Here is a 17,806-nt window from a genome sequence, read left to right on the forward strand (position 1 = left end):
CGCAGACATCGCTGCCATCGCTAGCAAGCGCAATCAAACTACAACGGAACAGGAAAGTATCTTGGAATTCACAAAATCAGAAGCACTGACCTTTGGGCTTGAACTTGAATTCCAGATCGTCAATGAAGCCACGGGACGCTTGTCCCCATCGAGCTTGGCTATTTGGAACGCACTGTCTGAACGGGAAGATCTAGCCAGGTTCTCTTTGGAGGCAACGCTTTCGACGATGGAGATCAATTCGTCTGTTCACACCTCAGCCGATGCCATGTTTGCGCAGGTGCATGCCTTGGCCGTGCACATTCGCCAAATTGCCAAAGCAGCTGGCCTGGACATTCGCGGGGGTGGTACGCAGATTGCGCAATTTTGGAACGACCGGGTGATGGCACCGACCCCCCGCGCCAAGGAACTTGAAAGCAAGTTTGGCTTCCTGCCCAAGCGTTTTTCAACCTATGGGATGCATGTGCATATCGGTATGCCGACTGGCGACGATGCCATTCGCGTCGCGAATGTGCTGCAAGCCCTGTCGCCTCTGCTCATCGCCATGACGGCGGCGTCGCCCTATTTGCAGTTGTCAGACACCGGATTCGCTGCAGCCCGCCCCCTGGAAACATTGATGTACCCGCATGGTGGGCCGATGCCAGAACTGCGCGACTGGGCGCATTTCGAGGAAGTCACCGAAGAACTTTTCTCCACTGACTTGGCAAGTTCGCTGAAAGACATTTATTGGGATGTCCGCCCCAAGCCGGAATTCGGCACCGTCGAGATCCGCGTGTTTGATACGCCGCTTTGCGTCAAAAAAGCCGTCGCCATGGCGGCGTTCTCGCGAGCTTGCGCCTCGCTGGCGCTGCACGGGCAGTTGCGCATGGCGTCAAAGACCCAACCTGCATCTGCCCAACGCGTGAGCCGATTCCTTGCTTGCAAAGAGGGCATGGGGGCAGTTCTGTACAACCCAATTGCTGGCGAGTGGGTACCAGCGCGCCAATGGATGGGGCAAATCTTTGAGATGTTGAAGCATCAACCCACCTACGCAGTGGATGTATCGCAACTTAAGTTCCTTGAGAATTTGATGCGCGAACAGCAGGATCATGAAACCATGCGCACCGCTTGGACTGAGGTGCAGGCCAACAACCCAAATCCTGAAGACATCGCCTGGAGCCTGCCCAAATATTCCTCGGAAATTTGCAAGCTGCTCACTTGATGCCTACAAATTCGAACTGATGCCCAATGGGGAGCAGCAGCGCGACATGCGCCGGTTTGCTGGTGCGTGCCGATTCGTTTTTAACAAAGCGTTAGCTCTGCAAAAAGCCAATCACGAAGCAGGCGAGAAGTTCATCGGCTACGTGGCCATGGCCAAGCGTCTGACCGACTGGCGCAATGGAGCCGAGACGCCGTGGCTCAAAGATGCCCCTTGTCACCCTTTGCAGCACGCCCTTAAAGACCTGGAGCGTGCATACAAGAACTTCTTCGCCAAACGCGCAGACTTCCCGCGTTTCAAACGCAAGGGCAGTGGCGAGAGCTTTCGCTACCCCGACGCCAAGCAATTCAAACTCGACGCTGGCAATGGCCGCATCTTCCTGCCCAAGCTGGGCTGGATGCGTTTGCGCCTAAGCCGTGAGGTGCTTGGCACGCTCAAGAATGCCACCATCAGCCTGAGTGCGGGTAAGTGGTACGTGAGCATTCAGACAGAGCGCGAAGTAGAACAGCCGGTGCCGACCGCCAGCACGGCCATTGGTATCGACATGGGCATCACGCGCTTTGCCACGCTGTCGGACGGCACGTTCGTTGCCCCGCTTAACAGCTTCAAAAAGCACGAACAACGCTTGGCCCGTTACCAGCGGCGCATGAGCCGCAAAGTCAAGTTCAGCAAAAATTGGCTCAAAGCCAAAAGGAGAGTGCAAAACACGCACACCCGTATCAGTAACGCCCGGCGCGACTATCTGCACAAGACCTCAACAACGATCAGCCAAAACCACGCTTTTGTGTGTATCGAGGATTTGCGGGTACGGAACATGTCCAAGTCAGCGGCAGGCGATACTGAAAAACCGGGTAAAAACGTTCGGGCCAAGTCTGGCCTGAACAAAGCCATCCTCGACCAAGGCTGGTTCGAGTTTCGCCGCCAACTGGAGTACAAACTCGGCTGGAATGGCGGGACGCTGGTGGCCGTGCCTGCGCACAACACGAGCAGAACTTGCCCGTGCTGCGGGCATAACGCCAAAGAGAATCGGCTCACGCAATCGAAGTTCTTTTGTGTCGATTGTGGCTATGAGGAAAACGCCGATGTCGTCGGCGCAATGAATGTATTGGCGCGGGGACACCGCGTTGCAGCCTGTGCAGAGGACGGCTCTGGCCTGGGGCGCAAGCCCAAGGCGAAACCAGCCTCAGTGAAGCAGGAACCCACCGAAGCGACTATGCACGAGGTTTCTCATGCGTAGCACCGTAGGAATCCCCGTCGCGCGCGGCGGGGAGGATGTCAACGCATGATTTGAACGCTGTGGTTGGCCTCCCGGCGCCGGTGGCGTGTCTGTCAATGCTCGGTGCCAAGCATTGACAAGGCGTCTTGGCGCTCGCCTACTAAGCGAATGACATCCAGATGGTCTGGTCGCTCAAAGTAAAGCCAAACCAACGGGAAGCCAGTGACACGCCCTGCGCGTAACCCGTCGATGTCAGCAAGCTGTCCCCACCGTGCAGAGCCGATACCCGGATTGCGTTGAATTTGTTCCAGTGCGAATTTCGTTTGTGTCACCAGGCCGATCGCGGCTTCCTGCCCCGCTTTTTCTCTGTAATACCGCACTTCGGCCCTTCTGTCCTCTTTGGCCAACGGACGTAAAAGAGCAAGCTTCAAGCAATTTCATCGCGTGCAATGCCTAACAGTTCCTGGTTGTCGGAATCCGTCAAGGGTTGTGCCGGACCCGAGGACAGGCCCTCTTCAATGAGAGTTCGCAATCGCGCCTTGGCTTGCTCAGATTGGTCCTTGCGAACCAGTTCGCGGAAGTATTCGCTCATATTGCCGTAGGCACCCGATTCGACACGGGCTGCGACGTAGGTACGCATTGAATCAGGAATGGCGATGCTCATGGTGGTGTTGCTCATGGCCGAAGTGTAGTCAAGTTAACAACTATTAGTAAACATGTTTGAAAGTTGCCCGGCTCCAAGCCTGCGCAGGTATCGGCCAATCAGCCAGACGGGCTTTTTTTGCAAATCCTTGTCGTTCTCACAACAAAATCGTAACCATCCGCCACAGGGGGGTGGGGCGGTTTACTGACAGCAAGCGACACTCGGCGGTGAAGCGCACAGCAGACGGTCATTGCCCTCGCCGACGCGGCGCTGTAAAGCGCAAAAGCACGGGGACGGCATCGAACCGTTGTCGCCTCAAGTCCTTAGGCGCCACTGAGCTACAGCGCCCCCGAACGCCTCTACACAGGCGCCGAAAAACTTAGAGCATCAGCGTTTGCACCGCACACGCCAGACCAAGCCAGCGCTGTGCGGCCTGGGCAAGCAGCTGCGGGTTCCCGGTGGAATACAGCCGCATCTGGCCAGTGTGCTCTGCACTGGCCGCCTGCGGGAGCACGCGGCGGGTTTGTCGGGCGACCGGTTCGCCGTTGTCAATGATCTGCACGCCTGCGGGCAGCAGCGCTTGCAGTTGCGCGCGGGCAAACGGGTAATGGGTGCAGCCCAGCACCAGCGTGTCCACTTCGCCACTTTTTAAGCCAAATTGGCCTATAGCCCTTATGTAATATGCGCTAAGTGCTATTAATTTTGATTCATTGGCGTGTTCAATGGCGTCTGCCAAACCGTCGCAGGGTTGGCAGATGAACTCGGCCTGGCCGTCGAACTTGGCCAGAAGCGCGTTGAATTTCTGGCTGGCCAGGGTGCCACGGGTAGCCATCACACCGATGCGCTGGGTGCGACTGGCGGCCACAGCGGGTTTCAAAGCAGGCTCGACCCCCACGACTGGCAGGCCAGGGTGCTCCTGGCGCAGCAGGTGGATGGCCGCGGCGGTAGCGGTGTTGCAGGCGATGACCAGCGCCTGGATGGGCGGTTGCCCCTGCAGCAGATAGCGAGTGATGGCGCGTGCGCGCTGGATGATAAAAGCGTCGTCGCGCTCGCCGTAGGGGGCGTGGCCACTGTCGGCCAGGTAAACAAAGTCTTCGTGCGGCAGCTCCCGGCGCAAGGCTTGGAGCACGCTCAAGCCACCCACACCGCTGTCAAAAACGCCGATGGGGCGCTTGCTGATGGGGTATTGCGTTGCCTTTTTGGACATCGGGTTTGATGCGGCACTGAATTCGGTACTTCTCACCTGTTTCGCGGCTGGCTTGCCACGTATTGGCGAAGAACACCGTCCATACGGGCTTGCCAGCCTTCACCAGTGGATTTGAAGTACGCCACCACCTCTTGGCTGTAGCGCACCGATACCAGCAATTTTTTATGTTCTGACTTGGGGCGACCACGCAGCGCCTGTATCGGAACCATGGACTGAAGTTGCCTGGGCGTCAGGGGCTGTGCGTCAGGATCGCTTTTGGCTGGCGCTGTGATCGCTCGGTCTTCTTCTGCCGTTGGCATGTGAATAGTGGGTTGCTCAGACCGTGTTGGCATAGTGCTTAACCTCAGGACGATTGGCGCGGCGCAGACTGATGATTCTGCCTATCTCGCCACGATCTACAAACGCCAGGAAATAGAGGATGCTGGTTTTTGGTGCCAGCGCAATCATTCGCGCCTCGCCATAGTCAGCCCGTGCATCGATCCATACCAGCGCGGCCTGCCAGTCGAGTTCATTGGCCACCATCAGGGATACGCCGTGCTTCGCCTGGTTGGCTGTATCCTTGGCCGAATCAAACCCGATTCGCATGTTTTACTGTAGCTACAGTAAATAGGCTAGTCAACAACATGTTCTATGTCGTTACGCCCCGGCCACTGTGATGCCCTTGAACTCACCGGTGGCAATGCGCTCTTTCCACTGCGCCGGGCCAGTGATATGCACGCTGGTGCCGCCCGCGTCTACCGCCACGGTGACGGGCATGTCGACCACGTCGAACTCGTAGATGGCTTCCATACCCAAGTCGGCAAAGCCGACTACCTTGGCGGTCTTGATGGCTTTGGACACCAGGTAAGCGGCGCCGCCCACCGCCATCAGGTAGGCTGATTTGTGTTTCTTGATGGCCTCAATGGCCACCGGGCCGCGCTCAGATTTGCCGATCATGGCGATCAGGCCAGTTTCTGCCAGCATCATCTCGGTAAAGCCGTCCATGCGGGTAGCGGTGGTCGGGCCGGCCGGGCCTACCGCCTCATCGCCCACCGGGTCGACCGGCCCAACGTAATAGATGACTCGATTGGTGAAATCGACCGGCAGTTTTTCGCCCTTGGCCAACATGTCCTTGATGCGCTTGTGTGCGGCATCGCGGCCGGTCAGCATCTTGCCGTTGAGCAGCAGGGTGTCGCCGGGCTTCCAGGTGCCGACTTCGGCCAGTGTCAGGGTGTTGAGGTCTACCTTTTTGCTCTTGACATAGTCCGGCGTCCAAGCCACATCCGGCCAAGTGTCGAGCGACGGCGGGGTCAGGTAAACCGGCCCGCTGCCGTCCAGCACAAAGTGGGCGTGGCGGGTGGCGGCGCAGTTGGGGATCATGGCCACCGGCTTGCTGGCGGCGTGGGTCGGGTACATCTTGATCTTCACATCCAGCACCGTGGTCAGGCCACCCAGGCCTTGCGCGCCAATGCCCAAAGCATTCACCTTGTCAAACAGTTCAAGCCGGAGCTGCTCTATTTTTGATAGTGTTTCACCCTTACTGGACTTGGCCTGCAGATCGTACATGTCCAGGTCGTCCATCAGGCTTTGTTTGGCCATCAGCACCGCCTTCTCGGCGGTGCCGCCAATGCCGATGCCCAGCATGCCCGGCGGGCACCAGCCCGCGCCCATGGTGGGCACGGTTTTCAGCACCCAGTCGACCACCGAGTCGCCGGGGTTGAGCATCACCATCTTGCTCTTGTTCTCGCTGCCGCCGCCCTTGGCTGCTACCGTCACTTCCAGCGTGTTGCCGGGGACGATCTCGGTGACGATCACCGCCGGTGTGTTGTCTTTGGTGTTCATGCGCAAGAACTCGGGGTCGTCCACCACGCTGGCGCGCAGCGTGTTGTCAGCAAAGTTATAGGCGCGGCGCACGCCTTCGTTGATGGCGTCGTCCAGGCCGCGGGGCTGGCCATCGGGAGCCGCGTCGAAACCTTCCCAGCGCACGTCCATGCCGACTTTGAGGAACACGTTGACGATGCCGGTGTCCTGGCACATTGGCCGGTGGCCGGTGGCGCTCATCTTGCTGTTGGTCAAAATTTGTGCAATGGCGTCCTTGGCGGCTGGGTTTTGCTCACGCTCGTAAGCGCGGGCCAAGTGGGCAATGTAGTCAGCCGGGTGGTAGTAGCTGATGTATTGCAGCGCGGCGGCGATGGATTCAATCAGGTCGGCTTGGCGGATAGCGGTGGTCATGGAAGGCGTCCTCGAAGGTCTAGCGAATGGGGTTGACTCAGCAACTGAAAAGTCAAAATTGGAGTTTAACCACCCCGCCCCGACGTCGAATGGCAGCCGATGCTTCGACCAGTCCGACAGGCTGCTAGACGCGCGGTCTCTCGCCAGGTTGGGTTACTCCCGCACTGCAGCAGGCGGGTTTGCCGCGGTGACAGGCTCGTGGGCCGCGTCTGGCAGTGGGGTGACCGATGGCAAGCGCAGATGCAAAGCCGCCTTGGCCAGTAAGTGCGCCGAGATGGGGGCGGTGATGAGCAAAAACAGACTGACCAATATTTCGTGCAGGCTCAAAGCCTCGCCTGTGACGCTGAAAAAAACCGAAGAGGCGATCAGCAGGCCGCCGACACCCAGCGTGGAGGCCTTGGTGGGCGCGTGCAAGCGGGTGTAGAAGTCTTTGAAGCGCACCAGACCGAGCGAGCCGATAAAGGTGAAGGCGGCACCTATCAAAACCAGCGCCGACAAGAGTATTTCAGTGGTGCTGCTCATTCGATGATGTCTCCCCGCAGTAAAAACTTGCACAGTGCCACCGTGCTGACAAAGCCCATCAAGGCGATCAGCAAAGCCGCCTCAAAATACAAAGGGCTTGCCAGTTGAATACCCAGCAGTACCAGCAGCGCAATCGCATCGATGTACAAAGTGTCCAGCGCCAGGATACGGTCTGGCACGCTGGGCCCCTTGATCAGCCTGAAGAAACTGATGCCAAAGGCTGCGGCAACCAGAACAAAAGCGAGGGTGAGGGCGGTGCTTAGCATTCAAAAATCTCCCGCAAAGGCTTCTCAAAGCGCAGCTTGATGCTGCGTACCAGTTCATCCGGGTCGGTGCAATCCAGCGCATGCACCAACAACACCCGCTGGTCGGCCGACAGATGCGCCGACACAGTGCCCGGTGTCAGGCAGATGGTGTTGGCCAACAGGCTGAGCGCCAGGTCATTGGTTAAATCCAGGGGGACATGCACAAACAGCGGGTTGAGCGCCTTGGGGCCAGCCAGTACAAGGCGTGCCACGGCCACATTGGCCACCAGCACGTCGAATAAAAACACCCCGGCGAATCGCAGCAGGCTGATAGGCCGATAAATACGCACCTGGTTGGGCCAAAAGGCCAGTGTGAAGCGCGGAATGGCCCAGCCTAGCATGATCCCCAGCACGATGTGCCCAGGGGCCAGGGTGTTGTTGAGCAACAGCCAAACCACCGTCAGGGTGGGCGTGAGCAGGGGGTGGGGTAGCCAGCGCTTCATGGTTGACCTGTCAGTACCGCAGAGATATAGAGCGCGGGGTTGGCCAACTGAAGCGCCGTGGCATTGGCAAAGTCCACCGCCGGACCCGCTGCGACGGTCATCGCCAGAATGAGGCAGACCAGGCCACCGATGGACAGCAGTTCCCACGCTTCAAAGGAGGTGACGACTGGCCTAGGCGTTGCGGTCAGCGGCGCGCCCGAAGGCGCAGGCGTACCCGCCGTCTTGGGCGCTCGCGCCGCCGTTGTGGCTGCCAGAAACAGTTGGCTACCGGCTCGTGCCAGGGCAATCACGCTCATCAGCGCGCCCAGCAAAATAATCACCCACACCCAAGGTTGCTCAGGCGTGGCCCGCAATATTAAAAACTTGCCAATGAACCCGGACAGCGGAGGCAAGCCCGCCACCGCCACGGCTGCTGCAAAAAATAGGGCACCCAACACGGCATGGTGAGGCAGGTCGACACTCTGGACAAAACGGTCGCCGGTTTTGGGGCGACGCCGTTTGATCGCATCGGCGAGCAAAAACATCAGGGCCGCAGTGAAGGTGCTGTGCGGCAAGTAGTAGAGCGCGGCGGCAATGCCCTGTGTGCCCACTGAAATGCCGGTCAGCAAGGTGCCCACCGACACCAGGACCAAATAGGCAGCCAGTTTTCCCAGGCTGTCTGCAGCCATCGCACCCAACGTGCCGATGACAATGGTGGCCAGCGCCAGCGGCAGTAACCAGGGATCAAACAATTGCGCGAGCTCGCCCGCTGCATTGCCAAAAAGCAAGGTGTGGGTGCGCAAAATGGCATAAATGCCCACCTTGGTCATGATGGCGAACAGTGCAGCCACAGGCGCCGAGGTGTTTGCATACGCGCGCGGCAGCCACAGATGCAGCGGCAGCAGCGCCGCCTTCAACCCAAACACCAGCAACAGCAGCAAGCCACCGGCGCGTGCCAACCCCAAATGGTCAGGCGCCAGCGTGCTGGCTTTGTTGGCCAGATCGGCCAGATTCAGACTGCCTAGCGCGGCATAAATGAGGCCCGCAGCGAATAAAAACGCGGTAGAGCCCGCCAGGTTCATCACCACATAGTGCAGGCCGGCGCGCGTGCGGGCGGCACCGCCGCCGTGCAATGCCAGTCCGTAAGAGGCAATCAGCAAGATCTCAAAAAAGACAAACAGGTTGAACAAATCGCCCGTCAAAAAGGCGCCCGCCAGGCCGAACAACTGCATCTGGAACAGCACATGAAAATGCCGGCCCTGGGCGTCCACACCGCCACTGGCAAAAACCAAAGCGGGGAGTGCCAGCAGCGTGGTGATCAGCACCATCCAAGCGGCCAGCCGGTCAGCCACCAGCACAATGCCCCAAGGGGCGGGCCAGTCACCCAGACGGTAAACCAGCATGTCACCGCCCGCTACCGCTGACAGCAAAGCGACGGCAGCGCCGATCTGAAGTAGCACTGACGCCACCGCCACCCAGCGTTGGACCATGATGGGCAACTGCGCCAGTGCCAGCAGCAAGATGCCGACGATGAGCGGCAGCAAAATCGGGAAAATAGCCAAATGGGCCATCATGAGGGTTCGCCCTTGGTGTCAGCGGTGGTGTCTAGGCCGTCCACATGGTCGTTACCAAATTCGTCACGGGCGCGCAAGCTGAGCATGATGACAAACGCGGTCATGGCAAAGCCGATCACGATGGCGGTCAGCACCAGCGCTTGCGGCAGCGGATCTGCGTAACTCGGCGCACCGGAGATGACTGCCGGCTGGCCAATCACCAAGCGTCCGGTGGCAAACAAAAACAGGTTGACGCCATACGACAACAAGGTCAACCCAAGCACCACGGTGAAAGTGCGGGCGCGAAGGATCAAGTAAACACCGCAGCCGGTCAAGGTGCCAATGGCCAGGGCAATCAGGGCTTCCACGAACGCTGCTCCTTGTTATGGCTGGCGCGGTGGGCCAAGCCAAGGTTGATCAAAATCAGCAGGGTCGCGCCAACCACGACCAGGAAGACGCCCAAATCGAACGCTAAAGCTGAGGCCACCTCAAACTCACCCACTAGCGGCCAGTTCACGTGGCCAAAGGCAGATGTCAGGAACGGGCGACCAAAGGCCCAGCTGGCCAGCCCGGTGAGTACCGCTAGCCCCAGCCCAGCAGCTATCAGTGGCTGGGTTTTTTCGGGCAGACGCGCATGCGTCCAGAGAACACCGTTGGCCAGGTACTGCACGATCAGGGCAATCGCGGTAATCAGGCCAGCAATGAAGCCGCCGCCTGGCAGGTTGTGACCACGCAGGAAAATGAACGCAGAGACCAGCAATGCCAGCGGCAGTAACAGTCTGGCGAAGGTGGCCAGAATCATGGGGTGTGCATCGGTGTCCCAGGCGCGCCCACTGGCATCCCGCTCAGGCCCAGGTAAGCGCAGTTTGCCGAGCAAGGCAAAAATGCCCAAAGCCGCGACTGCCAGCACCGCGATCTCGCCCAGGGTGTCAAAACCCCGAAAGTCCACCAAGATAACGTTCACCACGTTGTGTCCACCGCCACCGGGCACGCTGTTTTCAATGAAAAACCCGGAAATGTTGTCACTGGACCGGGTCAGTACCGCCCAGGCCAGCGCGCCTGCCCCGCCACCCGCGAGCAAGCCAAGGCCCACATCGCGCCAGCGCCGTAACGCGCTCGATTCCCGGGGCGTGGTAACAGGCAAAAAATACAGTGCCAGCAACAGCAAAATGGAGGTGACGACCTCGACAGAAATTTGCGTCAGCGCCAGATCAGGCGCAGAAAATTTGATAAACACCAGGGCCACCATCAACCCCACCGCGCCCACCAGAATCAGTGCTGTGACCCGCTGGCGGTGCAGCACGGTCGCCGCCAGTGTGGCCAGCACCAGGGACACGCCAGCGGTCAGGGTGACCACACCCATCGGAAGCAGCGCTCGCGTTCCGGTCAATGGGGCTGACGTCAGCGCCATACCCGCCACGCCGAGTACCACCGCGCTCAGTACAAACCACATCAGTTGCCGCTGCAAAGAGCCGGTGTCTATCCAAACCGTGACGCGCTGCGCAAAAGTCAGCACAGCACCCACCATCGCATCAAAGATCACCTTGCCATTCCACCGTTTGTCTAGCCGGTCATGCAGGGTAAACAACGGTTTTCGGCCCAAGTACAGCAGGCCACCGCCGATCAGGGCAATCACACTCATCCACAGCGCTGGATTAAAGCCATGCCAGAGGGCCAGGTTGTGCTCGGGTAAGGGCCCTTGCAGCACGGCAACTGCCGCAATAGCCAACAAAGGCTCAACCGTCTGGACCGGGAAGATGCCAACCACCAACACCAAAATCACCAGAATTTCCACTGGAACTTTCATCAAGCGTGGCGGCTCATGGGGTGTCTTGGGCAAGTCGATCGGCTTGCCGTTGAAAAACACATCATGGATGAAGCGTATCGAGTAGGCCACTGCAAAAATGCCCGCCAGCGTCACGACCACGGGCAACCACCACCCCATGCGCATGTGGCTCCCTGCGGCCGCGGCTTCGGCAAAAAACATTTCTTTGGACAAAAAACCATTGGCCAGCGGCACCCCTGCCATCGCCGCCGAGGCAACCATCGCCAGGGTAGCGGTGTGCGGCATGTAATGCCACAGGCCGTTGATGCGGCGCATGTCACGGGTACCGCATTCGTGGTCAATGATGCCTGCCGCCATGAACAAGCCGGCCTTGAAAATAGCATGGTTGATGATGTGGAAGACACCTGCAACGGCTGCCAGCGGCGTGCCAATGCCAAACAACGCGGTAATCAGACCCAGATGGCTGATGGTCGAATAGGCCAGCAAACCTTTGAGATCGTGCTTGAACAATGCCAGTACCGCGCCGAGCAGAAAGGTGGTCAGGCCGATGCCACCGACTATCCAGGTCCATGCATCTGTGCCCGACAGCACCGGAAACAAGCGGGCCAGCAAAAAAACACCGGCCTTGACCATCGTGGCAGAGTGCAAATAGGCAGACACTGGTGTTGGTGCCGCCATGGCGTTGGGCAGCCAGAAGTGGAACGGGAATTGCGCTGATTTGGTAAATGCACCGAGCAAAATCAATAGCAACGCGGGGAGATAGAGCGGGTGAGCACGAACCATGTCGCCATTGGCCAGAACCGTTGTCAGCTCATAGCTGCCGACTATTTCGCCCAGCAATACGACGCCCCCTAGCAACGCCAGACCACCCGCGCCAGTGATGGCCAGCGCCATCTTGGCACCACTGCGCGCCGCTTCACGGTGTCGCCAGTAGGCGATCAGCAAAAAAGACGACAGACTGGTGAGTTCCCAAAAAATCACCAGCTGAATCAGGTTTTCTGACAACACCACGCCCAGCATGGAGCCCATGAACAGCAGCAAGTAGCTGTTGAGCCGAGTCAAGCTGTCGCGCTCTGACAGGTAGTAGTGCGCATACAGGATCACCAGCAGTCCGATGATCAGAATCAGCAATGAGAACAGCACACCCAGCCCGTCCATACGAAAGCTCAGGTCAAGCCCCGCGCTGGGTATCCAGCCCACACGCTGGAGGGTCGTTTGCCCGGCAAAGCTGTCCATCACCAAAGGCGACAAAAGAGCGAGTGCCAGTGTTGTGATGCCAGCTGTGGCCCAGGCTGACACGCTGCGACCGTATTTAGCCAACAGTGCTACCAGTGCAGCACCAAAAAAAGGGGTCAGTATGGCAAGGAACAAATGCATCGGCTTATTTTTTCACACTGATTTGTTTGTGCCCTTGTACCGGCAGATAAATCCAATAAGCCGTGCCGGGGATAACAGTGTGCCGGTAAAAATACCATTGGCTTGGGTAGCGCATGTCAATGCGAAGACCATTGGCCGTGCTGCATCAGCCGGTCGGTGTTGGCGATGGCCATCGCCGATAGCAGGAAGGTGATGTGTATCACCGTCTGGGCGATCAACACCTTGTCACTGTAGTTGGCGGCGTTGATGAAGGTCTTGAGCAGATGGATCGAGCTGATACCAATGATGGCGGTGGCCAGCTTGACCTTCAGCACCGAGGCGTTGACATGGCTCAGCCACTCGGGCTGGTCGCGGTGGCCCTCCAGGTCCAAGCGGCTAACAAAGGTCTCGTAGCCACCAACGATCACCATGATCAGCAGGTTGGAGATCATCACTACGTCAATCAGCGCCAGCACCACCAGCATGATGATGGTCTCGTTGAGCGAACTCACCACCAAGTCGGATTTGTAGCCAATACTCGTCACCAGCGCTTGCAGTGCGTTCTGATTGCCAAATGCGGCCTCCAGCAAATGCACCAATTCAACCCAAAAGTGAAAAACATAGACGCCTTGCGCCAGGATCAGGCCGATGCAGATCGGCAGTTGCGACCAGCGGCTGGCAAAAATCAGTCGCTGAACAGGGTTTTTTTCAGGAGTGGGGGTAGACATGAAGCGTCTGTAAGTTGGAAGACGCCCGGAGTTTATCGCGCTACCCCAAACCCTCTGTGACTCCCCGTTATAGTCAGTAGCTTGTAAGTACGTGGCTTGACATTACCGAGTGAATTTCATTTAACAAAGAGGAGATTGATCTGTGAGCACACCGTCAGTTATTGAGTCCGTTTTGGTAGAAAACCGCGTTTTCGAACCCAGCGAGGCCGTTATGAAGGGGGCCTGCATCTCCGGCATGGACGCCTACAGCGCCTTGTGCGCTGAAGCTGCCACCGATTTTGGAGGTTACTGGGCCCGTCTGGCGCGTGAAAACGTGGTCTGGAGCAAGCCCTTTACCAAGACGCTGGACGAGTCCAATGCGCCTTTCTACAAATGGTTTGAAGACGGCGAACTCAATGCCAGCGCCAACTGTCTTGACAAACACATGGGTACGCCCAACGAGAACAAAGTGGCTGTCATTTTCGAAGCTGACGGCGGCGAAGTCACCAAAACTACTTACAAGGAACTGCTGGCCAAGGTCAGCCAGTTTGCCAATGCCCTGAAAGCCCGTGGCATTCAAAAAGGCGACCGTGTCCTGATTTACATGCCCATGACGCTTGAGGGCGTGATTGCCATGCAGGCTTGCGCCCGCATTGGCGCGATCCACAGCGTGGTGTTTGGCGGCTTTTCGGCCAAGGCGGTGCAAGAGCGCATCATTGACGCGGGCGCGGTGGCGGTTATCACCTCCAACTTCCAGATGCGCGGCGGCAAAGAACTGCCCCTGAAGGCGATTGTGGACGACGGCCTGGGCCTGGGTAGTTGTGAGTCCATCAAAACCGTGATGGTGTTTGAGCGCACGTCCACCGCCTGCAACATGGTGGAAGGCCGTGACGTCACCTTTACTGAAGCGCTGGCCGGTCAAAGCACCGAATGTGCGCCGGTGATGGTGGGTGCCGAGCACCCGCTGTTTATCTTGTTCACCTCTGGCTCCACTGGCAAACCCAAGGGTGTGCAGCACGCCACCGGCGGCTTTGTGCTGTGGGCCAAGCTGACCATGGACTGGACTTTTGACTTGCGCCCAGACGACGTGTTCTGGTGTACTGCCGACATCGGCTGGATTACCGGCCACGCTTATGTGGCCTACGGCCCGCTGGCAGCAGGTGCCACGCAAATCATTTTTGAAGGTGTGCCAACCTACCCGAATGCGGGGCGTTTCTGGCAAATGATCGAGCGCCATAAGTGCAGCATTTTTTACACCGCACCCACGGCGATCCGCTCGTTGATCAAATCTGCCGAGGCCGACTCCAAGGTGCACCCGGATGCGTCAGACCTGACCAGCCTGCGGATTCTGGGTTCGGTGGGCGAACCCATCAACCCCGAAGCCTGGATGTGGTACTACAAGAACGTTGGCCATGAAAAATGCCCAATCGTTGACACCTTCTGGCAAACCGAAACCGGTGGTCACGTGATCACCCCGCTGCCGGGCGCCACACCGCTGGTACCGGGTAGCTGCACGCTGCCGTTACCCGGCATCATGGCCGCTATCGTTGACGAAGCCGGTCACGACGTGCCCAATGGCTCGGGCGGCATGCTGGTCATCAAGCGCCCCTGGCCGTCGATGATTCGCACCATCTGGGGCGACCCGGAGCGTTTCAAGGCCAGCTATTTCCCCGCTGAAATGGGCGGCACCTATTACCTGGCAGGTGACGGCGCAGTGCGCAGTATTGACCGGGGTTACTTCCGCATCACCGGCCGTATTGACGACGTGCTGAACGTCTCTGGACACCGCATGGGCACCATGGAAATCGAATCGGCGCTGGTCGCCAAGACCGATCTGGTGGCTGAAGCCGCTGTGGTGGGTCGTCCCGATGACCTGACTGGCGAAGCGATTTGCGCCTTTGTGGTTCTGAAGCGCGGCGTGCCGACGGGTGACGAGGCCAAAGCCATTGCCAAGCAACTGCGCGACTGGGTGGCCAAGGAAATTGGCCCGATCGCCAAGCCAAAAGACATTCGCTTTGGTGAAAATCTGCCCAAGACCCGTTCCGGCAAGATCATGCGACGCCTGCTGCGCTCGCTGGCCAAGGGTGAAACCATCACCCAGGATACGTCCACGCTGGAAAACCCGGCGATTTTGAGCCAGCTGGGTCAAGCCTACTGATGCTCTGATAAGAATAGCTTCTCGCGCTTATGGAATAAGGGCTAGAGGTCGATTTCTTATATAAAACTAGTGTTGGGCTGGTGATCAAAAAGCCCGCTTTTGCGTTATGCAATTGCGGGCTCTTTGCTGGGCGTTTGAATCTGCGCTTGAGGTGTCAGCTGTCGATGCTGGCGCTCCAGCGGTTGCCCCAGGCATCACCCCGTAATTTTTCGGCGTCGCGGCGGTCGCGTTTGGTGGGACGGCCTTGAGTGAACGCCAGAGCGGGTTCTGGGGCTAAGCGGCGCTGCTCAGCGGCGTCCTGTCGCTGCGTGATAGACGCTTGTGTTTCCTGAAACAGCAGTGCGGCAACCGGCGCCGGGCCGCGTTTGTCGCTTACCGCGAGCACAGTCACAGTGCGCGCGGTCGGGCCGATGCGCATTTGCACGCTGTCACCCGCCTTGACCTCACGCGCGGGCTTCACAGAAAGGCCATTCACCTGCACCCGGCCCTTGTCGATCTCGTCACACGCCAGGCTGCGCGTTTTGTAAAAGCGTGCCGCCCACAACCATTTGTCAATGCGCAGTTTGTCCATACGGCGGATTAAAGTAGGCGCTCTATATCGCCCACCAGGCTGCGGCTGCTTGGGCTGGTCATGCTGCCGTAGCTGTCGATCACTTTACCGTTGCGATCAATCAGGTATTTGTAGAAATTCCATTTAGGCGTGGTGCCAGTGGCTAGGGCCAACTGGGCAAACAGCGGGTTGCGCTGGGTGCCCGACACCACGGTTTTGACAAACATCGGGAACTTGACGGCGTAGGTGTTAAAGCAAAACTCGGCAATTTCCTTGTTGCTGCCGGGTTCCTGCTTGCCAAAGTCGTTGGACGGAAAACCCAGGATCACCAAGCCTTTGGGCTGGTATTTGGCATACAGCGCCTCCAGCCCCTCGTATTGGCCGGTGAAGCCGCAGTAGCTGGCGGTGTTGACCACCAGCACGACCTTGCCCGCGTACTGGCACAGGTCTTGGGGTTTTTCGTCTTGCAGTCGATTGAAAGTGTGCTTCAGCACCGCTGGGCAGGCTGCTGCTGCTGTTTTGGCAGAGGGTGCTACAGGCTTGGCGGTTTGCGCGGTTGCGCCAAAACTCAGCCCCAGCAACAGTGCACTGCCCAAAGCGAGCAGAAGCTGTTTGAGGGTGCCGGGTGATCCCGAAAGCGATGTCAATCGTGGCATAAAAACTCCTGAGTATTTTTTCGGACAGCTCAGTTTACTATTTTGATGTGTTGTCTGCCAGCCGCCACAGCGAGGTGACTTCCTGGCTCCTGGCGTGGTGCAGTGCGTCGGTGGTGTCGCTGGCCTTGGGGTGCACCGGTTTGGCGTCCACCCGACTGATGACGCGCAGGCCGTTGGCCTCAAACAGCGCCAGCAACTCGTCACGGCTGCGCAGGCCCAGGTGCTCGGCCAGGTTGGACAGAATCAGCCAGCCTTCACCCTTGGGTTCCAGGTGTGCCAGCAGCCCGGCCAGAAAGCCTTTGAGCATGCGCGAGCCCTCGTCGTACACCGCGTGTTCAATCGGCGAGGTGGGGCGCGCGGGCAACCAGGGCGGGTTGCAAACAATCAGCGAGGCACGCCCCGGTGGGAAAAGATCCGCCTGAAGGACCTCCACGCGCTGCTTCAACCCAAGTTGGGCGATGTTGTCGTTGGCACATGCCAGCGCTCTCGCATCCAATTCCGTGGCAACCACATGGCCCACGCCACGCTGCGCCAGCACGCCCGCCAGCACGCCGGTGCCAGTGCCAATGTCAAACGCGGTGATCTGGTCTTGCCCTTTGGGCGGCTTGGGCAGGTGGGCCGTGGCCACCAACTGGATGTATTCACCGCGCACCGGCGAGAACACGCTGTAGTGCGGGTGAATGCGGTTGTGCGGCGCCTCGCCGAGCGCGGGGATTTCGATGCCGACGCGGCGCCACTCGTGCGCGCTGGTCATGCCCAGCAGTTCCCGCAGCGATGCGACCGAATTGCCAGTTTGCAAGTCAGGCTCGCCCCAGGCCTCAGAACACGCCACTTTGACATCTGGTGCGCGGCGCAGCAGCACGCTGTAGTCTGGGTTGAACTCAATCAGCAGTTGCCCTAGCAGGCGGGCACGTTGCGCCTGCGCCAGTCGGTACTGGTTGAAGACCTCAGCCAGCGGGATGGGTGTGGCGGCTTGTTTGCGCTTGCGTTTGGGCACCTGGTCCACACGCCGGCCCAGGGCTTGCAGCAGCTGGCGGGCGTTGTGAAAGTCACCCCGCCAGAGCAGCGATGTGCCCGCGCAGACCAGCCGGTAAGCGCTGTCAGCACTCAGGGTATCGTCTGCCAGCACCACTTTGGTGGGGGCTGGCAGACCGCGCTCGGAGCGCCAGCGGGCGCTGCGGGGTTGATCAGCTTCCACCCAGTGAATCTCTGGCAGGGCAGTGGGGTTGGCGGGCAGGGCGCTGTTGGGGCTTGAAGGCATGGGCTTGGTCGCAGAAGTGAAGGCCCCGGTTGTAACAGATGGCTTGTGCTTAGCCAGC

Annotated in this window: 19 protein-coding genes; 3 read left to right on the forward strand and 16 right to left on the reverse strand. The window is 59.0% G+C overall.

All coding sequences use genetic code 11. The features are described 5' to 3' along the window. The first annotated feature begins 61 nt into the window (after positions 1 to 61). On the forward strand, positions 62 to 1,198 hold the full coding sequence (locus BLL52_RS11520; RefSeq protein ID WP_075586779.1) for a YbdK family carboxylate-amine ligase: 1,137 nt from the start codon (positions 62 to 64) through the stop codon (positions 1,196 to 1,198). Between the two features lie 19 nt (positions 1,199 to 1,217). Beyond that, positions 1,218 to 2,432: an RNA-guided endonuclease InsQ/TnpB family protein gene (locus BLL52_RS11525; RefSeq protein ID WP_075586780.1), complete on the forward strand. Its 1,215-nt coding sequence runs from the start codon at positions 1,218 to 1,220 to the stop codon at positions 2,430 to 2,432. A 92-nt stretch (positions 2,433 to 2,524) separates the two neighbouring features. Here BLL52_RS11525 and BLL52_RS11530 read toward each other — a convergent pair whose 3' ends face one another. The 13 genes from BLL52_RS11530 to BLL52_RS11590 all read right to left on the reverse strand — a co-directional run bounded on the left by BLL52_RS11530 (position 2,525) and on the right by BLL52_RS11590 (position 13,144). Further along, positions 2,525 to 2,842, reverse strand: coding sequence for a type II toxin-antitoxin system RelE/ParE family toxin (locus BLL52_RS11530; protein ID WP_075586781.1), 318 nt, complete (start codon positions 2,840 to 2,842; stop codon positions 2,525 to 2,527). Continuing rightward, positions 2,839 to 3,090 (reverse strand): type II toxin-antitoxin system ParD family antitoxin, encoded by a 252-nt coding sequence (locus BLL52_RS11535; RefSeq protein ID WP_075586782.1) that lies wholly within the window; start codon positions 3,088 to 3,090, stop codon positions 2,839 to 2,841. The genes BLL52_RS11530 and BLL52_RS11535 overlap by 4 nt, the downstream gene beginning before the upstream one ends. Positions 3,091 to 3,433: 343 nt before the next feature. Continuing rightward, the gene (gene murI, locus BLL52_RS11540) at positions 3,434 to 4,261 is read right to left on the reverse strand and encodes a glutamate racemase (RefSeq protein WP_075586783.1); all 828 of its coding nucleotides are present in this window, start codon (positions 4,259 to 4,261) and stop codon (positions 3,434 to 3,436) included. A 32-nt stretch (positions 4,262 to 4,293) separates the two neighbouring features. Continuing rightward, positions 4,294 to 4,560: a BrnA antitoxin family protein gene (locus BLL52_RS11545; RefSeq protein WP_241839133.1), complete on the reverse strand. Its 267-nt coding sequence runs from the start codon at positions 4,558 to 4,560 to the stop codon at positions 4,294 to 4,296. Between the two features lie 16 nt (positions 4,561 to 4,576). Further along, a complete protein-coding gene (locus BLL52_RS11550; RefSeq protein WP_075586785.1) occupies positions 4,577 to 4,846 on the reverse strand; it encodes a BrnT family toxin in 270 nt (89 codons plus the stop codon). A 51-nt stretch (positions 4,847 to 4,897) separates the two neighbouring features. Further along, entirely contained in the window at positions 4,898 to 6,472 is a 1,575-nt protein-coding gene (locus BLL52_RS11555; RefSeq protein ID WP_075586786.1) for a fumarate hydratase, read from the reverse strand. A gap of 153 nt (positions 6,473 to 6,625) precedes the next feature. Continuing rightward, positions 6,626 to 6,994, reverse strand: coding sequence for a Na+/H+ antiporter subunit G (locus BLL52_RS11560; protein WP_075586787.1), 369 nt, complete (start codon positions 6,992 to 6,994; stop codon positions 6,626 to 6,628). Further along, positions 6,991 to 7,260, reverse strand: a complete 270-nt coding sequence (locus BLL52_RS11565) for a K+/H+ antiporter subunit F (protein WP_075586788.1) — start codon at positions 7,258 to 7,260, stop codon at positions 6,991 to 6,993. The genes BLL52_RS11560 and BLL52_RS11565 overlap by 4 nt, the downstream gene beginning before the upstream one ends. Then, complete coding sequence (locus BLL52_RS11570; RefSeq protein ID WP_075586789.1) at positions 7,254 to 7,742, reverse strand: Na+/H+ antiporter subunit E; 489 nt, start codon at positions 7,740 to 7,742, stop codon at positions 7,254 to 7,256. The genes BLL52_RS11565 and BLL52_RS11570 overlap by 7 nt, the downstream gene beginning before the upstream one ends. Then, positions 7,739 to 9,295 carry a monovalent cation/H+ antiporter subunit D gene (locus tag BLL52_RS11575; RefSeq protein ID WP_198930624.1) on the reverse strand — a complete coding sequence of 519 codons (1,557 nt, stop codon included), beginning with the start codon at positions 9,293 to 9,295 and terminating at the stop codon, positions 7,739 to 7,741. Before BLL52_RS11575 ends, BLL52_RS11570 begins: the two co-directional genes overlap by 4 nt. Then, the gene (locus BLL52_RS11580) at positions 9,292 to 9,642 is read right to left on the reverse strand and encodes a Na+/H+ antiporter subunit C (RefSeq protein ID WP_075586790.1); all 351 of its coding nucleotides are present in this window, start codon (positions 9,640 to 9,642) and stop codon (positions 9,292 to 9,294) included. The genes BLL52_RS11575 and BLL52_RS11580 overlap by 4 nt, the downstream gene beginning before the upstream one ends. Beyond that, entirely contained in the window at positions 9,630 to 12,437 is a 2,808-nt protein-coding gene (locus BLL52_RS11585) for a monovalent cation/H+ antiporter subunit A (RefSeq protein ID WP_075586791.1), read from the reverse strand. The genes BLL52_RS11580 and BLL52_RS11585 overlap by 13 nt, the downstream gene beginning before the upstream one ends. Positions 12,438 to 12,553: 116 nt before the next feature. After that, positions 12,554 to 13,144, reverse strand: coding sequence for a YqhA family protein (locus tag BLL52_RS11590; RefSeq protein WP_075586792.1), 591 nt, complete (start codon positions 13,142 to 13,144; stop codon positions 12,554 to 12,556). 142 nt (positions 13,145 to 13,286) lie between these two features. On the opposite strand from BLL52_RS11590, the gene acs reads away from it, so the two are divergent. Continuing rightward, complete coding sequence (gene acs / locus BLL52_RS11595; RefSeq protein WP_075586793.1) at positions 13,287 to 15,281, forward strand: acetate--CoA ligase; 1,995 nt, start codon at positions 13,287 to 13,289, stop codon at positions 15,279 to 15,281. Between the two features lie 154 nt (positions 15,282 to 15,435). Here acs and BLL52_RS11600 read toward each other — a convergent pair whose 3' ends face one another. From BLL52_RS11600 to BLL52_RS11610, 3 genes are read right to left on the reverse strand one after another with little or no spacing between them, the layout of a single operon-like run. Continuing rightward, the gene (locus BLL52_RS11600; protein ID WP_075586794.1) at positions 15,436 to 15,852 is read right to left on the reverse strand and encodes an RNA-binding S4 domain-containing protein; all 417 of its coding nucleotides are present in this window, start codon (positions 15,850 to 15,852) and stop codon (positions 15,436 to 15,438) included. Between the two features lie 8 nt (positions 15,853 to 15,860). Continuing rightward, the gene (locus tag BLL52_RS11605; protein WP_075586795.1) at positions 15,861 to 16,487 is read right to left on the reverse strand and encodes a glutathione peroxidase; all 627 of its coding nucleotides are present in this window, start codon (positions 16,485 to 16,487) and stop codon (positions 15,861 to 15,863) included. 37 nt (positions 16,488 to 16,524) lie between these two features. Next, entirely contained in the window at positions 16,525 to 17,748 is a 1,224-nt protein-coding gene (locus BLL52_RS11610) for a methyltransferase (RefSeq protein WP_075586796.1), read from the reverse strand. Positions 17,749 to 17,806 lie beyond the last annotated feature (58 nt).

Origin of the sequence: Rhodoferax antarcticus ANT.BR, from assembly GCF_001938565.1 — a bacterium.
Lineage (GTDB): Bacteria > Pseudomonadota > Gammaproteobacteria > Burkholderiales > Burkholderiaceae_C > Rhodoferax > Rhodoferax antarcticus.